Raw genomic sequence first — 21,978 nt, forward strand, 5'->3', positions numbered from 1 at the left:
TATTGTGCGAGCTGCGATCTATGGGCAATTCGAAAATACGCACTGTCGCGTCGGTGCGAACCCTGGCAGAGGTCTTGGTATGACGCTCCAGCTGGGCTTCAGTCTTCCGCAGCGTACCTCACCTGGGCTCGTCCCACCAACAGTGGATCCACTGAACCTATCGTGTCGAGGTTCTTGTTGTCGTATGGCAGGCTGTGCAGCACATAACGCAACGCGTTTAGACGAGCTCGCTTCTTGCAGTCTGATTTCACGACGGTCCATGGAGCCTCAACACTGTCGGTATACTGAAACATGGCCTCCTTGGCTTTGGTGTATTCGTCCCACATGTCCAGTGATGCCAGGTCGATCGGCGACAGTTTCCACTGCTTTAACGGATGCCGTTCACGTTCTTTAAATCGCCGTCGCTGTTCTTTCCGGCTGACGGAAAACCAGAACTTCGTCAGGTGAATGCCGCTGCGAACCAGATTACGTTCGAACTCAGGCACTTGACGCATGAATTCGTTGTACTCTTCCTGGTCACAAAACCCCATAACCCGTTCCACGCCCGCGCGGTTATACCATGACCGATCGAACAGAATAATTTCGCCGCGCGTCGGAAGGTGCTCTACATAACGCTGAAAGTACCATTGTCCCTGCTCGGTGACCGTCGGTTTTTCCAGAGCGACAACGCGGGCACCACGAGGATTCAGGTGTTCCATAAATCGCTTGATGGTGCCTCCTTTGCCTGCTGCATCGCGGCCCTCAAAAAGAATGACAACTCGTTCGCCCGTCTTTTTCACCCATTGTTGCAGCTTCAATAATTCGACCTGCAGTTTGTATTTTTGCTTCTCATAGGCTTTGCGAGTCATCAGGTTGCGATAGGGATACCCCCCGCTGCGCCAGCTTGCTGACAGCATATCATCCGGAGCCGGGCCAGCTTCGTTAACTGGAACTTCATTCTGCCCCAACAATGCGTTTCGCAACACGGCCGCGTCATCGGAAGATGTACCTTCCATCACTGCGTGCAGCACCTTTGCCAGCGTATTCACATCATGCGGCGGAACACCACTGATGATATCTTTGACAGCCGTAATCTTTGCTTCCTGAGCGGCCAGGATCGATTCCGAAACCGTAAACCGTTCGATGCCGGCCGGAGTGACCGACGGAGATGTGTCGCCCTGGCTGGCTTTTCGAGGAGATGCCTGACCGTTGGCCTTCGCCTTGCTGCGAGGAGATCGCTTCTTGCTTTTTGGCTTTCCGGTGCCTTTAGATTCGGTTTCTGATTTGTTGTTGCTCATGATAGATAGCTTCGCGGAACGGCTTTGAGCTTGCGATTGAACGGTCAGGCCATTGTGCCGTCGGTGGAAGCGAGGCACAACATGCTGTTCAGCGCCCGCCGCCGTTTCCTGAATGAATGCGGGACCTCACCTTCCGGAGGACTGAGAAATGTGCGAATAGGCACAGGTTGCACCGGGCGGTGACACTCGACTGGTCGATCTATGGCCGCTGTTGGTGTTTGTGCCGTCGTGGAAACAGCATGTTCGCCGATGCCTGTTCCGTGCCCATTGCACGAGGCCGTATGTGACGTACGCTTCGACACGCTGGTTCGTGGTTACGAACGCGATATCTGCGACACTCTGCGATATCGCGGCAGGCGTTCTCGTATCGGCAAACAATTACCGAGCCGCTTGCTTTTAAATGTCCGCCCTCGTCGTTCCTCGTCGGTGGCGTGCGTTGTCGATAAAACCAATGGGTTCGTTTGAAGGTAACGGATCGAAATGATGCTCGTGATGATTAAAGCATGGATTTCAACGATTTGCATATTGGGGGTAGCGATGTCAATCGTGGTCGCCTTACGTCGTTATCACGATTCAACGGCCTTGACCGTTTTGCTCACTGTTTTCTCAATCGTGTTTTCCAACATGGTCGGTGAACGGCTATTCCGATTCTTCAATCATCAGGCGATCGAACGGGACGCAAAACGCGATTAAGTGTGACGCAGTTCACGTCGCCTTTGCTGGCCATTCATTTGCGCAATCGATTGAATCTGCTTCTGTCCCGCCGCAGGGCGTCATCTTGCGGCTTGTTCAAGCGGCCGGGCTTCATGGCCGCCGGAGTGCCTCAAAACTGCGATTCCGCTGACACTTTAGTGGCGGAAGGAGTGTGTGGACGTCGATCCTGTCGGTTGTCAGACTCCTTGAACGAGTTTTGTGTGGGCCAGTTCTGCTTGTTTTTCAACAGCGACATTGCGCCCCGTTTTCATTCGCCGGCCGCAACAGTCAGCAAGGCACACGCGGCCAACCAGACACAAAGGGCCAACGATGTCTTGGGGAAAATCGGATCAGGATCGCATTCAACACACTCTGGACTACATAAAGCGAGTGTCCGCGACCAATCACCAGTTGCTGATTGACTACGTGAATGGCAATTCGGTCTTCAGCGCAGCGACAATCAGTAAGGCTTTATCGCTAAAGCTGTCTCGCTTCGGTCGCGGTGGAACCACTCAGTCACAGCGACATGCGATTCGAGGATGTATTCTGACTCGCTTGGCCGCCGAATCGCCTGCGTCGACGGCTGTCGCGACAGCGTGGAAGAACACGTACAAGACGCAGACGGAAGACGCTCTTAAAATGCAGATCGCGCGGTATCTGGGCCAGCTTCGGGGGGCGACTGCATTGCCCAAGAGCAAGCCAAAGTCGCCATCCGGTCCAGCGGCATACGGGTTGTCAGCCGAGAGTCTTCAGGCAATCAAGGGCGGATTGTCGGCACCGAAGGCTGTTTCTTCTTCGACATCAGCGACCGACGCCGGCCCGCCTCCTGCGCCGACTGCGGCGTTGGCGGCAAAGAAGACGTACTTTGAAAAGTTATCGCGTTCGAACATCGTGCTGTCCGGTCACGGTTCGTGGCCAGCACCCTTTCGGAAGGTCCGCCTGAAGCCTCAACAAAAACTGTGCTGTTACTGCAGACAGTTCTATCCGTTAGGCAACGATGTTGGGCAGCTGATCGACAGTCGTCAGTTTCCAGTGCCGGAAGAAGAGTTTCCCGGAGGCAGCGAAGTCTGCGACTACATGTTGCACAATAAGGATACGCTAAAGCTGCTCAACCACTCGGTCGGCGACGCGAAGTTCATCACGGTGACAACGGATACTCCGATCAGCACCTTCATTAACAATCCGGCATACGTAGACGCCACGTTTCACTTTGCGGCCTGCCGAGTTGTGTCAAAAGGGAACAAGCTGGGCTGTCCCGTTCACCGCGTTTGGGAACCGTACGTTCAGGGGCAACCATTGCCGTGCGTGCTGCGGTAGAGCGTTCGAGGCGGAGGGGGTGGCATAGCGCCGACGCCCCTGCCGGTTTCTCTCGACGAATCCGGGAAGACTCACATCGCGCTCGCGACTCTACAGCGTTTCACGCTGACTTGTGGCCGCGGAAATGGGTTTGGGTCCTACGTGGGCCGGTTCCCACGAGCCAGAACCGTCCACAACAAAACGTAAATTGCTCTAGACATGCGCACGTGCCGTTCATTGCCCCGCACTTTTGAAGGGCGGGCGGTTCTCAGCTACAGGTGCGCTTCAGGTTGAAGAGCAGTCTGCATGTTGGGGTGGAGTACCACGCCCGCACGATCCTTCACGAGCGGCCAACGCTTAAAGCAACGTTTCGATGTGAAATTTCCTCTTCCCACCGCCTGCGCTCAAAGTGTTGAGACCTCAGGCGGTTCGCGGGTAGGTTGGAGTTGCCGCCCGGACTCACCCCTGCAGCACCATAGCCATGCGGATGGGGTCGGCCATCCATTCGTCCAGCAGCGTTGGGTCGAGTAGCGAGTCGCCCGATGACACGGGAACTTGTTTCGCAGACTTTCTGGCGGAAGCCGTTGCGTCAGGAGACTCAGACGATGGCTCTTCAGGGCTAAACGTCGCAGACTTGTCGCTGGCCAGTTCTTCAGTCGTCGTCTTCGATTCCGTGTTGCCTTCAACGATGGACGTCATCGTGATCAGCTGCGAGTCCGAAAGCGATTCGACAACGGCAAACTTCGCTTCAGAATCGTCGTTCACCGCGCCGACAGAGAAGTCGACGGGAATGCTCCACAGGCCCGAAGTGAATAGATTCGAGTCGGCTTCAATCGCTTTCACCCACACTCGATAGTTGCCGTTTTCCAAGGCGTTGTCCGGCGTAAACGAGGTTTCTGTGACGAAGTCGTTTCGAATCGTAACCAGCAACGTGTCCAGATTCTGAACGTGCAGCACGTAGCGACCCGCACCGGTCACTGGCAACCATGAGATCGTTGGCGGGTTGTTGCTCGACTGTCCAACCGGAGCGGTCACAGTGGTTCGAATACCGGTCTCGCCCGGCAGACTCCAGCCGCGGTTACCGACGGAATCAGAACTGCGAATCCACCAGCGAATCGGGCCACTGGCCAGATCTGTTGGAGGCGTGTACGACGTCCCTTGAATGTCGTCGACAACGATGTCGCCAGCCAGAGTGCGGATGAAGATTTCGTACCCAGGAGCTTCCGGAATCGCAGCCCATTGGAATTCCGGTCGCGGGTTAAATGTGGGAGTCAACGGGCTGACCAACGTGGGACGAATTTCGAACGTGTTGTCATTCGACCATGGACCGGCCGATCCGTTCGCATTGAAGGCTCGAACCCAGTACCGATAAAACCCAGCCTCCAGGTCGACGGGCGGCATGTACGACGTCTCTGTCGTCATCGTGTCGTTCAGAAACAGTCGGGTCTCAGCAGGGGACCGGCGCGTAAACCACACTTCGTAACGAACTGCATCGGTCACTGGCTGCCATGTTAATTCTGGTTGAAGCTCGTCCGGGAAACGCGGCACGGCGTCAAGGACCGGAACACCAACGGTATCGTTGTCATTGATAGTGACCGTCGTCTGCCCGGTTGTGACGACTGCTCCCGTGACTGCGGACAAACTGACCGTAAACGTTTCCACCGCTTCACTGTGACCGTCGTCGAATGTGGCGATCACGACTGTTTGGGTCAGCGACGCACCGGGTTCGAACGTGAGTGTTTGCCCTACCAAGGGTTCGAAGTCGCTACCGCTGATTGCTGTATTGCTGGCTGCCGAAACCGTCAGCGTGACCGTCGCTGATGGAGCGCGGTCCAGCGTCACGGTGATGATGGCGTCCTGTCCTTCGACGACCGGCGAATTGCTGCTGATAGAAACCTGGGTGCCGTCCGTCGCATTGGCGTCGAACTCGACTGCACCGATGTCGTAGGCGGTGCCCAGAGGCCGATCGATCCCTTTTTGGTCAGTGAAGACTGCCTGAACGGCGAGATTCGCCCCGGCATCGATGGCGATACTTCCCTGAATCAATTCATGGTATGCCGTCGGACCAGACGTATTCAAAGTCGTGTTTAGAATGGTATTGATGTCGCGGGTACCGGAGTCGCTGATTCCGACGATGTTGCCCGACGACCCGTCGACAAGTCCTCCGTTTGTGGCTGCGTTTCCAATCAGATTGTTGATGCTGGTCGAAAGATCCACGCTACCCGTCACATCGTCGGCCGCGCTGCCGGATGTATTGCCCGCGACAAGTGCGTTCCGCAGATCTGTAGATCCGCCGCTGACTGTGAAGATGCCGCCGCCACTGGCATCGACCGCAGCGGTGTTTAGGGTTACGGTGGAGTTCAGCACGGCCAGTCGACCGGTCGCCGAATTCCACAGTCCACCGCCTTCATTGGCTGCAAAGTTTCCGCTGACCGTGGTGTTTAATAGCACGCCGGTACCAGCTCCGGTGATGTGCAGTGCTCCCCCGTTGCCGGGTGCCGCTTCGGCTCGGTTGTCGGTCAGTGACGAGTTAGTCACGGTCGTACGTCCGGCGTTGTCTTCGATTGCTCCACCGGCGCGAGACGCCGTGTTGCCGGAAATTGCCGCTGAGAACACCGTCACGACTCCGCCATCATTCAGAATTGCTCCGCCCGAACCCGCAGTTCCGTTGGCGGCGTTATTCGAAAACGTCACCGTGCCGTCGAATCCATTTACATCGACGGTACCACCCGCGTTGAAGATTCCTCCTCCGCCTTGATCAGCAGCGTCCCCACTGGCGACGTTGTCTGAGATTACCGCGCTATCGGTGATGGTCATCGTGCCCGTACCGTTCCACAGTCCGCCACCTTCGCTCGCCGCTGAGTTCCCCGTGACCGTACCGCCGCTCACCTCAACCGTGCCAGCTCCCGTCACGTGTAATCCGCCGCCGTTGCCAGGCGAGGCCGCGTTGGTCGGGCCGGCAACGTTGTTATCGAGCGTGACGTTGGACAGTGTGACCTCGCCCGCGTTGGTTTCGATACCGCCACCTGCTCGAGAAGCGATGTTGCCGGTGATGGACGTATCGGTCACGGAGATCGTTCCCTGGTCGTTGAAGATACCGCCACCGGAACCCATCGTTGCTGGGAAGGTGATCTGACCTCGCACTTCGCCGCCCGCGTTTTGTGTTGTATGCACGTTGAAATACGTGCCTCCCGCGAATAATGCGGCTTCGTTGGCAGCGGGGAAGTCGATGTCGTTTAGCGTCAGCTGTAAACCGCCGTTGAATTCCACAAAGCTGGCATTGTCCAGCAGGTTCACGATGACATCGCCATTGGCCCCGGAATCGCCCACATGAATATGAGCACCAGTGACATCGGCCAGAGCAATGTCGGTGATGAACAACTGAAGGTCGAATGTATCGGTCTCAGCGTTGTACTGAAGATTTGCGGTACCCGTCGCGTTGGTCGTTACGGCGGGAACTTCCTGGCTACCGTCGAGTGCCACTGTCGTTCCGCCACTGGCCAGATTGTTGGTGATTGTGGCGCCGCTGATGTTGATGGTGCCTCCGGCGTTGAAGATTCCTCCACCGCCCTGATCGGCTCCCATACCACCGGCTGAATTATCATCCACCACCGTGCCGCCGGTCACTGTCATCGTGCCGGTTCCGTTCCACAAGCCGCCGCCTTCCTGAACCGCGACGTTCCCTGTCACGTTGCCGCCAACGATGCCGGTTGATGCCGGCCCGCTCACGTGCAAACCACCGCCGTTAATTCCGGCGTGATTGTTCGTCAGATTAACCGACGTTAGTTCCAGCGTTCCTGCACTTTCGATTCCGCCTCCGGCTCGAGCCGTCTGATTGTTGGAAATGGTTGTACCGGTGATCGTCAGCGTGCCTGTGGCTGCGTTGTGAATGCCGCCGCCGTTGCCCAAACCGGTTACGGCCGAGTTGCCGGAAATGGTTCCGCCATTGATTTCGAGCGTACCTTCGTTAAAGACACCGCCGCCGCCTTCACCCGGCTCGTCGCCACCGGACGTGTTGCCGGTAATGTCGGTGTCGGTCACGTGAATCGCACCAGTTTCGTTGTAGAGGCCGCCGCCATCACCGGTGGCAATGTTGTTGCTGATGGTCGCTCCGGTAATGTTGACGGTGCCGCTTACCGCAACGATTTCAGCGGCCGCAACCGGCGCGGTCACTCGAAATGCCTGGCCGTTGCCAAGATCCGTGCCGCCGGGAGCCGTTCCCATCGCCGCCGCGTCGATAGCATCAGAAATGGCTTTGTCGATGGACGCACCATGGATGACGACCTCTCGCAGGTCCAGCGGGGCCAAATTGTTGAACTGCCGCGCTTCGTCAGGGTCGGTTAGGTCGAACGTGTAAGTGGTGTCGAGTACGAAGTCGGTGCCCTGCGGATAAAGTGCGGTGGGGTCGATGTCACCGTTTGTGAACAGGTTCAGAAAGTGAGCCAGCGGCGACACTCCGTCTGGCGGATTCGTGCCGTGAGTTCCCGCGTCTCGCATTTGAGTTGAAGTAAGGTTTAAAAGTACGGGGCCGTATTCCGGACGACCTTCCAGAAAGTCCAGAAAGCCATCCTGAATGGTCACGCCATCATTTGCCGCGACCGATGGCAGAATCGAATTTACGGGCGGGAAGTTGTTCGCCGCGCCGCCAGCTCCGTCGAAGAACGGACCATCGCCCTGTTCAAGAATCGGTCGCGTGCGATTACCAGCGAACTGACCATGGATGTGAGCCACATGGAACCCGCCAAAACTGCTGAGGTCTTCCATGCCGGTTGCGTTGATAACAACTCGAATTTCCCGAGTTGTTGCCGTGGGCTGCGTCAGCGTGACCGAACCCGTTCCTGTCACGCCGCTGCCGTTTAGTTCCGTGATGTTCAGCGTAAACTGCTGCGCTTCTGTGCCGTCTGACGAATCGTTAAAGATGCCGCCGCCTTCAATGGCTGAGTTGCCGTCGATTGTGGTGCCGTTAACGGTCAGCGTTCCGCCAGCGGAATTCCATAGGCCGCCGCCTTCATTCGCCGCGATGTTGCCGCCTACACTGCCGCCGGTGATCGTTACTATTCCATTACCGCCGATGTGCAAACCGCCGCCGTTGCCCGGGGCGGCATCGGCAATCAATCCAACCACGTCATCGACATCATTGTTGGTGAGATCCGTGTCGGTCAGGGAGACGCTGCCGCCCGCTGTTTCGATACCGCCGCCCGCTCGAACCGCTTCGTTGCCGTCAATCACGGCATCGTTAATGGTGACAGTGCCGCCAGCATTGAAGATACCGCCACCGCTTCCCGCCGCACCGAACGCGATGTTATTGGTGATCTGCACGGCTGCCGTCGATCCGTCGATGACGAGCGTACCGCCGTTGTTGAAAATTCCGCCTCCGCCGTCGTCAGCAGCGTCTCCGCCCGCTTCGTTGCCCTGGATTAGAGTGCCGTTTTGGATGGTCATTGTTCCGGTGCCGTTCCACAGTCCCCCACCTTCGCGTCCAGCCAGGTTTCCGAAGACGCTACCGCCGTCCATTGTGAAGTCTGCGGCGCCGGTGATGTGAACTCCGCCACCGTTGCCCGGATTCGCTGTCGCCAGGTCGACGTCATTGTTCAGGATATTGACATCGGTCAAAGTGGCCGTTCCCTCGATCAGTTCGATTCCCCCGCCCGCGCGGTTGGCTTCATTTTGACTTAGGGTAGTGGCGGTCATTGTCACAGCGCCGTCGGTGCTGAAAATTCCGCCGCCGCTGCCGGATGTACCTGTGGCCTCGTTGTTGCTGATGGTGATCAGGCTGCTGGATCCATCAATCGTCAGTGTGCCGCCGTTGTTGAAGATTCCTCCACCGCCATTGTCTGAGCCAGATCCTTGAGCTGTATTGTTGTTGATGAGGGTTCCGTTGGTGATGGTCATCGAGCCGCTGCTGTTCCATAGTCCACCACCTTCAGACGCCGCCACATTATCGTTGACGGTGCCGCCGTTGATCGTGACGTCACCCGCTCCGCTTACATGCAGACCACCGCCGTTACCTGGCGCTGCGGCGTCGGTACCGAATGCCGTGTTGCCGTCCAGCGTGACGTTTGTTAATGCCAGGCCGACAACGTCGACCACTCCGGAGGCGTCTTCAATACCACCGCCCGCGCGTTCGGCTTCGTTGCCTGTGATGACAGCATCGTTAATCGTGGCTGTGCCGCCGGCCGCATTGAAAATACCGCCACCGCTTCCCGCCGCACCGAAGGCAATGTTGTTGATGATCTGCACGGCAGCCGCCGAGCCATCGATGACGAGTGTACCGCCGTTGTTGAAAATTCCGCCTCCGCCGTCGTCAGCAGCGTCTCCGCCCGCTTCGTTGCCCTGGATCAGAGTGCCGTTTTGGATGGTCATCGTTCCGGTGCCATTCCACAGTCCACCACCTTCGCGTCCAGCAAGATTTCCGAAGACGCTACCGCCGTCCATGGTGAAGTCAGCCGCGCCGGTGATGTGAACTCCGCCACCGTTGCCTGGGTTGGCCGTGCCAAGGTCGACGTCGTTGTTGGCCAAGTTGACAGAGGTCAGGCTTGCCGTACCTTCAATCAGTTCAATACCGCCGCCCGCTCGATTGGCTTCGTTCAGGCTGATCGTTGATGAGTTGATCGTCACAGTACCGTCCGTACTGAAAATCCCGCCGCCGCTGCCCGACGTCCCGGTGGCTCTGTTGGCGGTGATTGTCGAGGTGGTAATGTTGAGCGTGCCGCCTGCGTTGTAAATTCCGCCACCGCCGTCAGTCGCGGTGACACCAGTGGCAGTATTGCCACTGATCGTCACGTCGGTGAGGTCGAGTGTCTGGCCGCTGTTCACGTAGATCCCGCCGCCCTGATCGGCGTTACCGTTGGAGATCGTGACATCACTGATTGACACGGTACCCGCGCCGGCACCGATCTCAAAAACGCGGCTTGCATCATCGCCACTGATCACAACAGGGACCAGGTTTGCGTCGGAGATGCTGAGATCGTCGCTGATGGTCAGCGACGTGCCGCTTAAGGTGATCGTCATGCCGTTGAGCGCCGGATCGAATGTGATCGTGTCGACCACGCCCGGTCCGGTCTCTCCAGCAGGCGCGTCCAGAAACGCCGCGTTGGTATTGGCCGCCGTGATAGCTTCCCGCAGGCTAAGCATGCCATCGCCGACAGCGCTGCCGTCTTCGATGGTATTGACCATAAACACAGTCAGCAGCATGCGGTCTTCGAGCGATTCAGCGACTGATGTTTGATATCGTGACGTGTGTCGGCGTCGCGTTTGGCCGAGTGTGGGGACAAGACGATAGCGTTGCGCCGTCGAGCGTCGTGAGTTAGAAGTTTGTGTCAGCTGTGCGAGCCAATTGGTCAATAACATTATGATGCCTTTGTTGAGCAGCAGAGTTCACTCCGCTGTGTTGGGTAGAGGTTTCGGTGGGGAAAGTGATTCAGTGATTCCGAGCGACCGTGAGAATTATTCTCAAATGTGCACTCGGCTGGGAAGAGATATTCGGGCCGCGGTCGTTAAAGTTTCGCGTCTGCAGTGGCTTCCAATTCCGTGAGTTTCGCGCGTGCCTTTTCGGCTTCCAGCAGGCCGAAATGCGGGTTCCACTGCAGCGCTTGACGCAGATGCGTAATCGCTTGTTGGGGCTGATCGTTCGCGTCGCAGATCAAGCCCGCGTGATAATGCAGCTGTGGATCCTTCGTTCCCAGCTGCAGTGCCTTGCGAATAACGGCGGCTGCTTCTGTGTGACGGCCGCTATTGTGCAACGCCCACGCCAGCGTGTCGTGAGCGTATATGTCTGTTCGTGACTGCAGGTCCTGCTTTGCCATGGCCACAGCTTCGTCCAGTTTATGGCCTCGCTTGCAGTACAGCATGGCCAGATCGCGCTGATGCGCTGTTCCGGCAGATTGCATTTCCTGCAGAAGGACTTCTTCCGCGCGGTCGTACCAGACTCTTGCCGTGTCGGGGCGGCCCTGGTGTGAAAGGACGTCAGCCAGCGCTATCATGGCTGTCGCTGAACCGTTCGCATTCACACTCTCTTCCAGCAAGTCCAGCGCAAGTTCGATATCGCCATGGTCCGCCAGAAGGCGTCCCAGTCCGACACGAGCCGGCTGCAGTGCGGAATCCAGTTCCAGCGCCGACTGATAGTGAACTCGCGCCTCGTCCGCATCGCCCGCCATGTGATAAACGGCAGCCAGACGCATATCGTACCATGCCACTGCGTGCGGCGACTGACCGGCTTCGTGGGCCATATCGCGAGCCGATTGCAACAGCTCAACGGCAGCTTGTGGATTGCCTTTCAGTTCGGCCAGCTGAGCCAGCCGACTAAGCACAGCGGGAGTCTTTCCTGCTTTCTCAAGCAGCGCTGCGTATGTGGTCTCTGCCGCTGCGATCTGTCCCAACTGAATCTGACAGTCCCCGATTGTCGCCAATGCCTTCGTGTCAATCGGATTGGCAACGTAGACTTCCGAAGCCAGTTTGAACGCCTCTCGAAAACGATGCTGCGCCCCCAGGGCCACCGCCAGGGAACTCTTTGCAGTCAGGTAATCAGGAGCGATCCCTAGTGCTTCTCGCAGCGTCTTCTCTGCCGATCGATACGCTGAGTGGTTGCCCGTTTCTTTCGCCAGCCGAATATAAAGCTGCCCGAGGACAGTCATGCTTCGAAAGTCTTCGGTGCGCTTCGCGACGCGTTCACGAAACATCGAGATCGCCTTCATGACGGGAATTTTGCCCCCGATCTGACCGACGTGTTCCGCAGAATTGCTGCTTGCTGCGTCTCGAGCCTCCATGGCATCGAAGGCGGCCTGAACGTTTGGCGGACGGGAAGTTTTTGGGTCGTCTAGGGCGGGTAGTGAAGAGGTCATGAATAAAGTCAGCAGCAGCGTAGTAGCGAAGCGATTGAGAATCACGAAGATCTCCAAAGGTCAGGGGCGAAGTGGCGATGCCGGGTCACGCTGGCAAAACGGAGTTCGCCGATACCATCTCCAGGTGCTCAGAACGCATCCAGCTTTCGGGCGTGTTCACAAGGACCAGGATAAGAGGTCGTACGGGAGCGACGATTGCTTCGTGACAGATTATTCGGGCCGAATTCTCCGGCTAGGCCATTCGTAGGGCCGACTGACTTTGGTTTGAAAAATCGGGCGAGTCGCCTGTCTGCAATGCATTCCTCATGCCGGTGAGCGGAGTTTCCCTGCAACCTAAGCAATCGTCTGAGCGCATCAGACCACGGCCATCTGATCACTGCGGCTCACTCTGAACGGCAAACAACCGCGCAGGTCGCTCAGCGCGCGGCCATTTTGCGATCAGCTCGTGATTTTCGGCTGCCGTGCACAGTGTACAGATGCTTTTGGAAACAGGATCGACGTGCCTGACCGAGGATGGGGTGACGGCTCAACCCCTGCAAAACTTTATGCACCAACGATCACTTGCAGCATTCCGGGTAGGACGGAGAAACGGGTCGGCTGATCGGTCAGAATGTCGCCGTCAGCGGAAATTGCAAGTGGGGGGCTCGAACGGACGGCAACAGACTGCACACGGCGAAATAGAATGTTGGGATTCGACCGGTAGTCAGACAGTGCATATTGAGTTGCGAGGGCTGCGATGTCGACGGGCGAACAGTCCAGCACCACGACCACATCGATGTATCCGTTGTCTAACTGTGCATCCGGAGCGATCGTCATGCCGCCTCCGGTTACGCAGCCATTGGCAAAAAACAGATTTAACACGTCATAGGTGTCCGGCGATTCGTCATCGAATTGAAGCTGCACGCGGTACGTCTTCAGGTTTGAAAGCACATCCACGGCTCCGCGCAGATAGACCATGGGTCCCCAGAATTTCTTCATGTCATCGGTCACCAAATCGGCGTACAGGCCTGTGTTGCCAGCAGTCGCCATGTTGATGTAGTGGAAACATTCCGACTCAGTGCTGACACGAATTACGTCGACAGGTTTGGCGACGCGGATCTGAATAAGGTCCAGCGCCGCGGCGGGATCCAGCGGGATTCCTGCGTTGCGGCAAAAGTCGTTTCCGGTGCCCAGCGGCAGCACACCCAACGGACAGGATCGTTTGGCAGCCAGCAAACCCTGAACGACGCAGTTTACGGTTCCGTCACCGCCTGCCGCGACAACGACGTCTGCACCTGCATCGGCCGCCCGGCGACTCATCGCAACCGCTGCCTCTGCGGTGTCTGGTCGGTGGAAGGTGACCAATCCGTTGCGTGACCAGTCTTCCAGTAGCGACCCAACCGCCTTGGCCGTTCCTGCAGATTCATTCAGAATCACGTGGATCCCGGACGCGCGTCTGGCGACCGCAGAAGCCCGCGAAGCCGTTGCGTCTGACTTGCTGTCAGGTTTTGGAGAGTGAATGGTCATAGGTCGTGATCTTTTTGCCGAGCTTCCATGTCAGCTGCAACATCGTGGTCCTTTGCAGGTTCAGCGGAAGTTATTCGACAGCCTGCTAAGGATTGCAGTTTCTGTTCCGTTTGTTGCACCCGGCGATATTCGAAGGTATTGCGTCAAGGGTGTCCGAGCGCGCCAAAGGTCGAGGTTGATTGGCAGCCAGGGCGGTCGGCAGTCGACCGTAAGTTCGCGTCCTGCGATGCCATAGCTAAACTGCCTATTAACGCGCGCTGCGAAACCGTCGTGGCAGGATGGCGATGGAAGGATCTGCCAGCCACACGACAACTCTGGCTTGAAACGTGCATGCACCAACGAATGAATAGACGAACCAGTCGTTACGCCGCCGTTAAGCTGCGTCACGACAAAGATCGAGCCAACAAGAATTTGGAATCCCAGTGACACAACCAGAATCAGATGAGACATTCTCGCAACCCGCTCGCCTGTCCGGAGCCACTCTTCTGGCAGCGACGGGCATTTTTGCTGCGGTCGCCGCGTTCGTGGTCGCGTGGGAAATGTTCTTCATACTTTTCCTTGGGATTCTGTTTGGCGTCTTTCTGACAAAGTCGGCAGGAAGCCTGTCGCGAGTACTGCCGCTTAGCTATCCCGCTCGCGTTGGAGCCGTCACGACACTGCTGTTGGTGCTGGCGATCGGCAGTCTGCTGATATTTGGTGTTCGGGCTGGACACCAACTGGCGGACGCCGACAAGCACCTCTTGGCCGCTCAGGAAAAACTGGAGCAGGCGGCGGCTGATTACCCGGCGGTCTACTCAGTGTTATCGTCAACACCGCTGATTGGTCGATTTCTGGGCCCGTCTGAATCGAAGACGGATGACGAGGCCGATGCATCGTCGCAACCTGAGGACACGAAATCGGCCGCTGACGCCAAGTCGTCTGCACCCTCGCAGACTGAGACGTCGGGCTTAACGTCAGGGACCATCTCGAAGGTGGCCGGTACCGGCCTGCAGGCTGTCTTCGGTTTGTTTCAAACCTCGTTCGGCCTCGCGGTGAATAGCCTGCTCATCTTCTTCGTTGGGTTGTTTCTCTCGCTCGCGCCGGAAACCTACCGTGACGGAGTTGTGGTACTTTTCCCTCAGCCACGCCGAGAGCGAACTCGCGACGTCTTGAACATCGCTGGCGAAACGTTGTGGCACTGGCTGATCGGACGAGGTGGCTCAATGCTGGTCACAGGACTTGGTGCCGTAGCACTACTCACCCTGGCTGGCGTTCCGATGGGCGCTATGTTGGGTCTGGCGACAGGCGTGTTGACATTCGTGCCGAACATCGGCAGCCTGGTGGCTCTGATTCTTGCGATCCTGTTTGCGCTGCCGATGGGGCAGGGCACCGTCGCGATTGTTTTTGTTGGCTATCTGGTGCTGCAACTTGTGGAAAGCTACGTCATTACGCCGCTGATTCAGCAACAACAGGTCTCACTGCCGCCCGCGTTATTGATTTCTTTTCAGGCGTTGATGGGCGTACTGTTCGGGTTTTTGGGAGCCGCCGTTGCTTCGCCGCTATTGGCCGCGTGCAAAACACTGACCATGGAAGTCTATGTGAAGGACGTACTTGGCGGCGAAGACGAACGATAGAGCAGCTTACCTTTTGTTGTGGACGGTTCGAGATCGTGGGAGACAGCCTTCATACTCTGAATCGCTTGCTCCGCGGCCACAACTCAGGGTGAAACGCTGCAGCTATCGTCCAATCACACTGCGACGAAGTTGCTTCATCATATTCGTCCAGCTGCAATTGATCGCGCCAGTGGTCTTCAAAAACGACCACAATGATCCGACGGAATTGCGGGGGGCGACGCACAGATAGCGATCCACGTAGCGCGGTCGAAACCGACTCTTGAAGTGGTCCTGCCCCTTGGCATTGAAGACAAAGTCCATGCGGTGAAACCAGGTGGACAGAGCTTTTTCGATGCGCCAGTCGTCGTTGCCAATCGCCGCATCCGCGACGTTGCGGCCGGGAATCAGGCACAGCGAGATCTGTTCTACGTCTTCGTCGCGAAGTTGATCAATCACGCTGCGAAACAGGAAGGCAGTCACTCCGCGCGTCGCGTCCGTGCGCTTGCGATAGGTTTCAAATGCCCAGCTTCGACCTCCGTCGACCGGACTGCACGCCAGGAATGCTTCAATGACGCCGGTTGACTGCTGGCGGGCCACAAACAGGCGACGCCGCCGCAACGCGAAGGGATCGAATTCGCCTTCCAGCAATCGCAGCGGTTTATCAAACGTACGTCCAGCCAGATCCTGCGTCATAATGTTGAGCAACGTTTCCGCCAGACTGCGCTGTTCGTTCGCGTCCGTGATTTCCACGATCTCCACGCCGGCTCGCGAGCAGAAATTTGTCTGACGGCGCACCCATTCAAATTTCTTTCCCACCCAATCGATGGTGCGAGGATACAACAACGGTTCTTCGCCGAACTTGTTGACCACAAAGCCCGCGTCACGGAAGCGACGGGCGTCTGTTGCCGACACGTTGTACACGGCCAGAGTCTGCTTCTGTTGTTCCGACAAAGCCCGCAGCCAGTCGATCATTTGTGGCTTCAGATTCTCCGGAGCCAGCAGGCCGCCGGCCAGGTGCCAGAAGCGTCCGTCCGCCAGCACACTGATTGCACCCTTGCCGCACGGGGTGCGCAGAACGTGTCCGTCAGAAACAACGATGTCGTAGCTTTCGGGAACGCAGGCATAGCGATACGCCATCTGCTCAAGCTGAGCGCGTTCACCGGCGTTTAAATCGTGGCGGCTGGTCAGCTTCGATTGGCCAGAGCGCGCGGTATCCCAGGCCAGCTCTGATGGCTCAGCATGATCAGGAACCCAGGGGGCATCAGTCGTGGCGGTAGACATGGATGAGTCTTGTACGTAAGAGTGTGGTGGGTTGGTTTCGATGGTGGTGGTTTACACTGTCGCGGGTTGCATGGTGATGGTGTCGTGAACGTGGAACTGATCCAGCCACTGTTCGTCCATCACCAAACCGGGGTGCTTATATTGGTAGTCCCCCGTCCCGCGTTTGGCGACCTCTTTTTGAATACAACGGTCCCATTCGCGTGGGGCGAGCCGCGTTAGATGCGGTGCCTGTAACACGCCTTCTCGCCGTCGAGCACGCCAGAGGAAATTCAATTCTTCCAGTCGCTCATCGAGGTTGCAGAGAAATCGCTCCGCCTGCCGCGCGTCGGATATTTCTGTGGATTCGACCAGGAAGTCGTACCGAGGTTGTCGGTGTTCCAGCCTTCGTGGTACTGCCGTGATCAGACTCAGATTGACCCCAATCTGTTCGGCCGCCATGTGGGCGGCGGCGACGACCTGATGTTCGGTTAGCTTTTCACCTTCGAGATCACCGACTCTAGCACTTTTCTGCACAAATTCCAGCAGCGGTGCTTCGCTGGTAAATCCGCAGCACTTCACAATATCGCCGATATCAAATCGAAAATAGCCGGCCGCTGTCGTCATCACCAGTCGGTATTCGTGACCAGGTTCCAGTTCGTGGCCGCTCAAGGTGTGAGGGAACTCACCTATCGGTTCGTCCATCGGGATAAATTCGTAGTAGCCTGATTCGATCGAAGGTACACCCGCCGGATTTGTGTCCTGCAAAGGAATCGTGTGCCGCCCTTCGCTCGAAACCAGCCCCATATCGCGACACGGTGAATCGCCGAAGTACTGCGGAATGTTGCGAGACTGATACCCCGCCGTGCCAGCCAGCCAGCAACCGATCACCGGTGTGTTCCAGTAGTCGCGTGGCAGCAGACGTCCCCTCTGAGATGCCAGTTGACTTAAACGTCGAGCGCCCGCCACCGAGCGTTTCAGGTGTTTGGTTTCCAGCACGCGCCGAATGTGGGAAGGAATGTCAAACTTGTCTGTAAGCGTTCCATCGCTGATGTCGCGCAGAAGTGTGTCGGAATGCGTGTCACCGATCTCGGCAAGTCGAATCAGCGTGCCCGGATTCATCAGCAAAATCCAGCCCACGTCCTCCAGCAGTGTCAGCCGCAGTGCCACATAGTGTCGCGTCACAGGGTCCGGAATATCATTCACCACATCGGGGATCAGGTAATACGGCTTCAGCATCGGGTTCTGAATCTTCGTCAGCAGCGAACTGACCATGCTGATCTGGTGTCCGCCCGGAGTTGTTCCCATGTCCCATGTGCCAGACATCTGCAGCATCTTCGATCCGATGTGCCGCGGATGATCGACAAACAGTTTCATCCCCCAAACGTCCCAGGCTTTGCGGTATTCGCGCAGCCAGGTGTTGGTCACTGGATTCAACTTTGGCACGCCGCTGCTGCCGGTCGTGATGGTAAACTGAAGCAGCTTCTCCGTTTCCGGTATCAGAGCGGACGTTTCTCCGGCCGCTACTCTATTAATATACGGTTCGAAGTGATCGTAGCCCGCGACCGGGACCTGCTTCCGGAAGTCGTCGAGCGATCGGATGTGCTGAAAGCCATAGTCTTTGCCGAATCCGGTTTGCTCCGACAGCCGCACGCGATTCAGCAGCCAGTCCCGTTGCACGCTTGCCGCGCGCGACAGGCGTCGTTCGAAGGCGTCGCATGATCCTCGTCGCAGTGCGGACAGCAGTCCACGAGAGACGACGCGGGGAGTTATCTTGGGCAGAATCCTGAGCACCTTGGGTCTCCTGTTTCTTATTTAACGCCATAGAACGTGGATGGGGCGACGCTTTGGGATTCGCTGCACGGACCGCGTCCACTGCAGCACCAGTGAAGAATCAGGCCAGCGAGGAGTAAAGTTTGTCGCCAGCATTAACGGGGCTGACACATCGCCGCAGCGAATCTTCAGCGCCAGAATGGCTCCTTGATCACGCATCAGTCCCAGCGCATTTCTTATCAGCGCTCGCTGCTGTCGAGCCGGCAACTGGTTGACACAAATCAGGTCAACGACCGCCACCAGTTCGCGCGTTCGAGCCTGGAAGGGAAGAATGTGAAAGTTGATAAAGCCCTGAACCCGCCCCTGATGTTCCGCCACAACGGTTTGCGAAATCGGACTTCCCATCAGTTGTTGACGCAATGATGATTTGTCCCAACGAACCTTCAGCACACAGTCACGGAATTGCGTCGCAGCCGCCCGAGCGCAGTCTGCCAGATCACCGTGATGGAACAGGCGAATACCATTGCTGCCGCTGTTTGAGCCCGTCCAATTGACTGCGGGCAGAACCGGCATCACCAGACGGCTTAGCAACCCCTCAGCGCGATTGATCGTCCACTGATGCAACCGGTCGCCGTCCAATGGTCGAGCCCAGAAGCCGAGTCTCTGATGAAACTTCTTGAGCGGAAATAGGTGGGATTCGCGTTCGGCAAGTGAGTATCTGGAACCCACAAAGCGGTAACTGACAATCAGGTCTGATCGAGCAGCCTTTTCCAGATCCACTCGAGTGGCATCCAGCCGTTTCGCTAGGCCTCGACCGCGATGAGACTTCGCGACTGACAGCCAACTCCAGTGCCCGCCGCTGAACCCGGAATTCGGCGTCTGAAATTTGCTTTGTAGCCCCAGCAGAACGGCCACTAGTTTTTGCTGGTCGTAAACGCCGAGACAGCGGTTTGATGCATTCGAGGCTGAGCGGATCCAGTCGAAATATTCGGCGGTCCACACGGGGAATGCCATTCGACCCCGGTAGGCTTCGGTCCACGTGTCTTCCACGAAAGTCTGCAACTGTTCGCTGGTCGCCTTGTACGGCCGCACGCAAAGCGCAGCCCCCGCCACGTCCTGGGATGGCACGGCAATGGCCGGTTGCTCGTTGTATGGCTGGATGACTGGCATGGCGAAAGGCGCGGCAAGTATTTTGTGAAACCTGATCGCCGTCCCTGGCAGCCCTTGTTCAGCAAGCGATGTGCCCATACTGCGCAAACCCCGGATTTGCCTGGTCACCTCAAAAAAGCGAGCAATGTTGAAGGCGGCAAAGCCAGATTTGGTGCCTAGTCGCGTCGAAAGGCCCTCAATTGCCCGCCCGCGGCCATTTTGGCGGTCGCTGAACGACCACCGAGAGCGCCCACCGCGCGGCTTCCGGCCGCGATTGCCGTGCTTTTCGAATCTTCGTGAGCGGCGGGCGCGGGGGCAATTTGGCTCGGTCCGCATGGTTCTTCGAGCGAAGAACACGTGCGAATAGGCCCGAAAACGCTGGGTTTTTGTCGATTTGGGGCAAACCCGGGGAAATTCTGAAAAAGCAGGTCCGCATTCTGCCGCTGCTGCGATTAGGGCGGTGCACCAATAGTTTCTGCCTTGTCGAGCCCTCCTCGTTGTTTCAGATACCCCCCTTTTGTGGATTCTCTTCAACAACCATCCTCAAACCTGAACGCGATCCTGCGAGCGATATCAATCGCATGCAGCGATGCGTGGAGCTATGCGCCGCTGGAAGAGAGCATCATCCGCCACTGCTCGCGCCGCTGGGCCGAGATGTTTGGGCTGGATGAGAATGCCATCAATTCCGGTGCGGGGCTCTCAATCCACGACCCGCTGATCGCCGAAGGATGTGTTCGGTTGGGGCTTCCGGCAAATTGGCTGGTGCACGAACTTCGCCACGCCCGTGATTCGTCGAGGGCGTTGCCAGAAACACAGACGGAAAGTGGAAAGACCTATCGGACCACGACAACCGTCGTTTTCGACGACGGCGGACGCCCCATCGGACGGCTCTGGATTGTGCATTGCGAGGCCGCGATTCCCATTCCACAAGCCGTCTGGCACCGCGCCGTTGAGGCTCGGCAGGAGCTTTCACTGCTGACGCCCCGGGAATCTGACATTCTTAGTTTGGTTTCCGCCGGGTTGACCAACAAAGTGACCGCGCAGCAGGCCGGGATTAGTGAAAAGACGGTGGAAAAACACCGTGCCAGCATTATGCGCAAACTGGGCGTCCGCAGCGTGGCAGAACTTATTCGCCGCGTGACCGAAGCCGACCTTCTGACAGAAGCGTAAACCATGGCCGCCGACTGTCGCTAACCGTAATTGCGACCAATAACGGTCGCGTCACTCGGCGGAAGCTCTGCGCAACAAAAAAGCAGCCCCGCTTTTGATTAAAACGAGGCTGCTTTTGAAAGGCTGTCTGTCTAAGCGTGCTTCCGGTGCCCGATGTTGATGTAGGCATGAACGTGCGGCGCGCCGCGGAAGTGCCACACGAATGCCGGGCCTTCCACTCGCCAGATATCCCACACCTTGTCGGATTCCAGATCACCTTCCTGGTAAAATGCCATGTGCAGTTTTTCGACGCCGCCTGATTCGGCCACGATCTGCATCACTTCGGCCCGATCTTCTTCGCGATAAGGGGCCAGCAGTACCTTCAGCGATTGAAGCACAAGTTGCTGTTGATCATCCTTTAGGTCACTTACGGCGATTCCCGGGAACGCGGCATTATCGCCCTGAATCTGCACGGCGGTTTCCGAAGGCTTTTTCGCGACCAAAGCGCGAGCCGCCTGGTCTGCGTCTAAAGACTTGAAAACTTCGTTGGTCTGCTTTGTCTGGTCGTAGTACAGGTTTTTCTTCACGTCTTCTTCTTCGCCGTGACCGTATACGATTGGTCCGCCGAAGGCAGCTTTCTCAACGCTGTTTCCGTCTGCTCGCAATGTGAGGTGGCGGCCCGTGAGTTCGAATTCGAATTCCTTTTCACCGGGGGTGCCAAACACGGCCACGCTGTATTGTTCGAGCCCGCCGTTGTCGTCTTCCATCTGCTTTTGCAGACGTGAATAGCCGTCTTCACTGGTCAGGCCGCGGACCACCTGGTCGATCATCTTGCGTTGAGACTTCGTGTAGAAATCCGACCCGATCTCAATGTCGGTGATCATCCAGTTGGCACTAATCCTGTCTCGCAGTTTGTTATTGAAACCGAAACAGATCTTACTTTTCTGAGCGTCTGACAGTGACTTGTAGAATTCTGTCACAGCCGTTTCCGCAGCACTGGAAGGCGACGGTCCGGCAAACAGGGCAGCATTCAGGTTGGTGCTGCTTAACGCGGCCAGTGCCGAAGTTCCGCCGACCAGCTTCACAAAGTTACGACGATTGAAGGATGATTCGGTGTTGGGTGAAGTCGCCATGTTTGAAGTTCCTTAATGAAGAGCGGGAGGGATGGTGTCTGCAGGCGGGCACCCATTTAGTGTACCGGGAATGGAAACGGATTTCACGGTTTCACAGAAAAAGAGCTGCCCGGACGGATGTGGTGTGGTGTAGCTGGCGCTCGAAAGCTCAGCGGCTGAGTTTGATTGCTCAGAGTTGTGTCGCTTCAGGGGACCATTGGAACGCTTAAGCAACGCTTACACGATTGATCGGGAAACGTTTTGTTTGCTCGGCTCCCTTATTCGTTATGTCGGTCTTTATACTGCAGTACAGTGACGACATTCCAACCGAATC

Annotated in this window: 11 protein-coding genes; 3 read left to right on the top strand and 8 right to left on the bottom strand. The window is 57.2% G+C overall.

Going from position 1 to position 21,978, the window contains the following annotated elements; genetic code table 11:
* Positions 1-98: 98 nt before the first annotated feature.
* Complete coding sequence (ppk2, locus tag Fuma_RS24620; RefSeq protein WP_077028531.1) at positions 99-1,277, bottom strand: polyphosphate kinase 2; 1,179 nt, start codon at positions 1,275-1,277, stop codon at positions 99-101.
* Between the two features lie 1,023 nt (positions 1,278-2,300).
* Between ppk2 and Fuma_RS24625 the strand changes: the two genes are divergently transcribed.
* Positions 2,301-3,287: a putative adhesin gene (locus Fuma_RS24625; protein ID WP_077026456.1), complete on the top strand. Its 987-nt coding sequence runs from the start codon at positions 2,301-2,303 to the stop codon at positions 3,285-3,287.
* Positions 3,288-3,725: 438 nt separating this feature from the next.
* Here the strand turns inward: Fuma_RS24625 and Fuma_RS24630 are convergent, their stop codons facing one another.
* From Fuma_RS24630 to Fuma_RS24640, 3 genes are all read right to left on the bottom strand, one after another.
* A complete protein-coding gene (locus Fuma_RS24630) occupies positions 3,726-10,616 on the bottom strand; it encodes a beta strand repeat-containing protein (protein ID WP_077026457.1) in 6,891 nt (2,296 codons plus the stop codon).
* 146 nt (positions 10,617-10,762) lie between these two features.
* Positions 10,763-12,151 (bottom strand): tetratricopeptide repeat protein, encoded by a 1,389-nt coding sequence (locus Fuma_RS24635; protein ID WP_145944358.1) that lies wholly within the window; start codon positions 12,149-12,151, stop codon positions 10,763-10,765.
* Between the two features lie 498 nt (positions 12,152-12,649).
* Positions 12,650-13,612 carry a diacylglycerol/lipid kinase family protein gene (locus tag Fuma_RS24640; RefSeq protein WP_077026459.1) on the bottom strand — a complete coding sequence of 321 codons (963 nt, stop codon included), beginning with the start codon at positions 13,610-13,612 and terminating at the stop codon, positions 12,650-12,652.
* A gap of 422 nt (positions 13,613-14,034) precedes the next feature.
* On the opposite strand from Fuma_RS24640, the gene Fuma_RS24645 reads away from it, so the two are divergent.
* Positions 14,035-15,225, top strand: coding sequence for an AI-2E family transporter (locus Fuma_RS24645; RefSeq protein WP_077026460.1), 1,191 nt, complete (start codon positions 14,035-14,037; stop codon positions 15,223-15,225).
* A 102-nt stretch (positions 15,226-15,327) separates the two neighbouring features.
* Here Fuma_RS24645 and Fuma_RS24650 read toward each other — a convergent pair whose 3' ends face one another.
* The 3 genes from Fuma_RS24650 to Fuma_RS24660 are packed head-to-tail and all read right to left on the bottom strand — an operon-like array spanning position 15,328 to position 19,404.
* The gene (locus Fuma_RS24650) at positions 15,328-16,485 is read right to left on the bottom strand and encodes a bifunctional lysylphosphatidylglycerol flippase/synthetase MprF (RefSeq protein ID WP_077026461.1); all 1,158 of its coding nucleotides are present in this window, start codon (positions 16,483-16,485) and stop codon (positions 15,328-15,330) included.
* Positions 16,486-16,536: 51 nt separating this feature from the next.
* Positions 16,537-18,255, bottom strand: a complete 1,719-nt coding sequence (locus Fuma_RS24655) for a GH3 auxin-responsive promoter family protein (protein ID WP_077026462.1) — start codon at positions 18,253-18,255, stop codon at positions 16,537-16,539.
* Positions 18,256-18,276: 21 nt separating this feature from the next.
* Positions 18,277-19,404 (bottom strand): GNAT family N-acetyltransferase, encoded by a 1,128-nt coding sequence (locus Fuma_RS24660; protein WP_158521117.1) that lies wholly within the window; start codon positions 19,402-19,404, stop codon positions 18,277-18,279.
* A 498-nt stretch (positions 19,405-19,902) separates the two neighbouring features.
* On the opposite strand from Fuma_RS24660, the gene Fuma_RS24665 reads away from it, so the two are divergent.
* Positions 19,903-20,553: a LuxR C-terminal-related transcriptional regulator gene (locus tag Fuma_RS24665; protein WP_077026464.1), complete on the top strand. Its 651-nt coding sequence runs from the start codon at positions 19,903-19,905 to the stop codon at positions 20,551-20,553.
* A gap of 131 nt (positions 20,554-20,684) precedes the next feature.
* Here Fuma_RS24665 and Fuma_RS24670 read toward each other — a convergent pair whose 3' ends face one another.
* Positions 20,685-21,665 (bottom strand): DUF3500 domain-containing protein, encoded by a 981-nt coding sequence (locus Fuma_RS24670; RefSeq protein ID WP_077026465.1) that lies wholly within the window; start codon positions 21,663-21,665, stop codon positions 20,685-20,687.
* Positions 21,666-21,978 lie beyond the last annotated feature (313 nt).

Source organism: Fuerstiella marisgermanici, from assembly GCF_001983935.1.
Lineage (GTDB): Bacteria > Planctomycetota > Planctomycetia > Planctomycetales > Planctomycetaceae > Fuerstiella > Fuerstiella marisgermanici.

Excerpts from the sequence above, each read along its gene's own strand:
- Fuma_RS24625 (WP_077026456.1), top strand. The coding sequence starts at position 2,301 with ATGTCTTGGGGAAAATCGGATCAGGATCGCATTCAACACACTCTGGAC.
- Fuma_RS24640 (WP_077026459.1), bottom strand. The coding sequence starts at position 13,612 with ATGACCATTCACTCTCCAAAACCTGACAGCAAGTCAGACGCAACGGCT.
- Fuma_RS24660 (WP_158521117.1), bottom strand. The coding sequence starts at position 19,404 with ATGCCAGTCATCCAGCCATACAACGAGCAACCGGCCATTGCCGTGCCA.
- Fuma_RS24630 (WP_077026457.1), bottom strand. The coding sequence starts at position 10,616 with ATGTTATTGACCAATTGGCTCGCACAGCTGACACAAACTTCTAACTCA.
- Fuma_RS24670 (WP_077026465.1), bottom strand. The coding sequence starts at position 21,665 with ATGGCGACTTCACCCAACACCGAATCATCCTTCAATCGTCGTAACTTT.
- ppk2 (WP_077028531.1), bottom strand. The coding sequence starts at position 1,277 with ATGAGCAACAACAAATCAGAAACCGAATCTAAAGGCACCGGAAAGCCA.
- Fuma_RS24650 (WP_077026461.1), bottom strand. The coding sequence starts at position 16,485 with ATGTCTACCGCCACGACTGATGCCCCCTGGGTTCCTGATCATGCTGAG.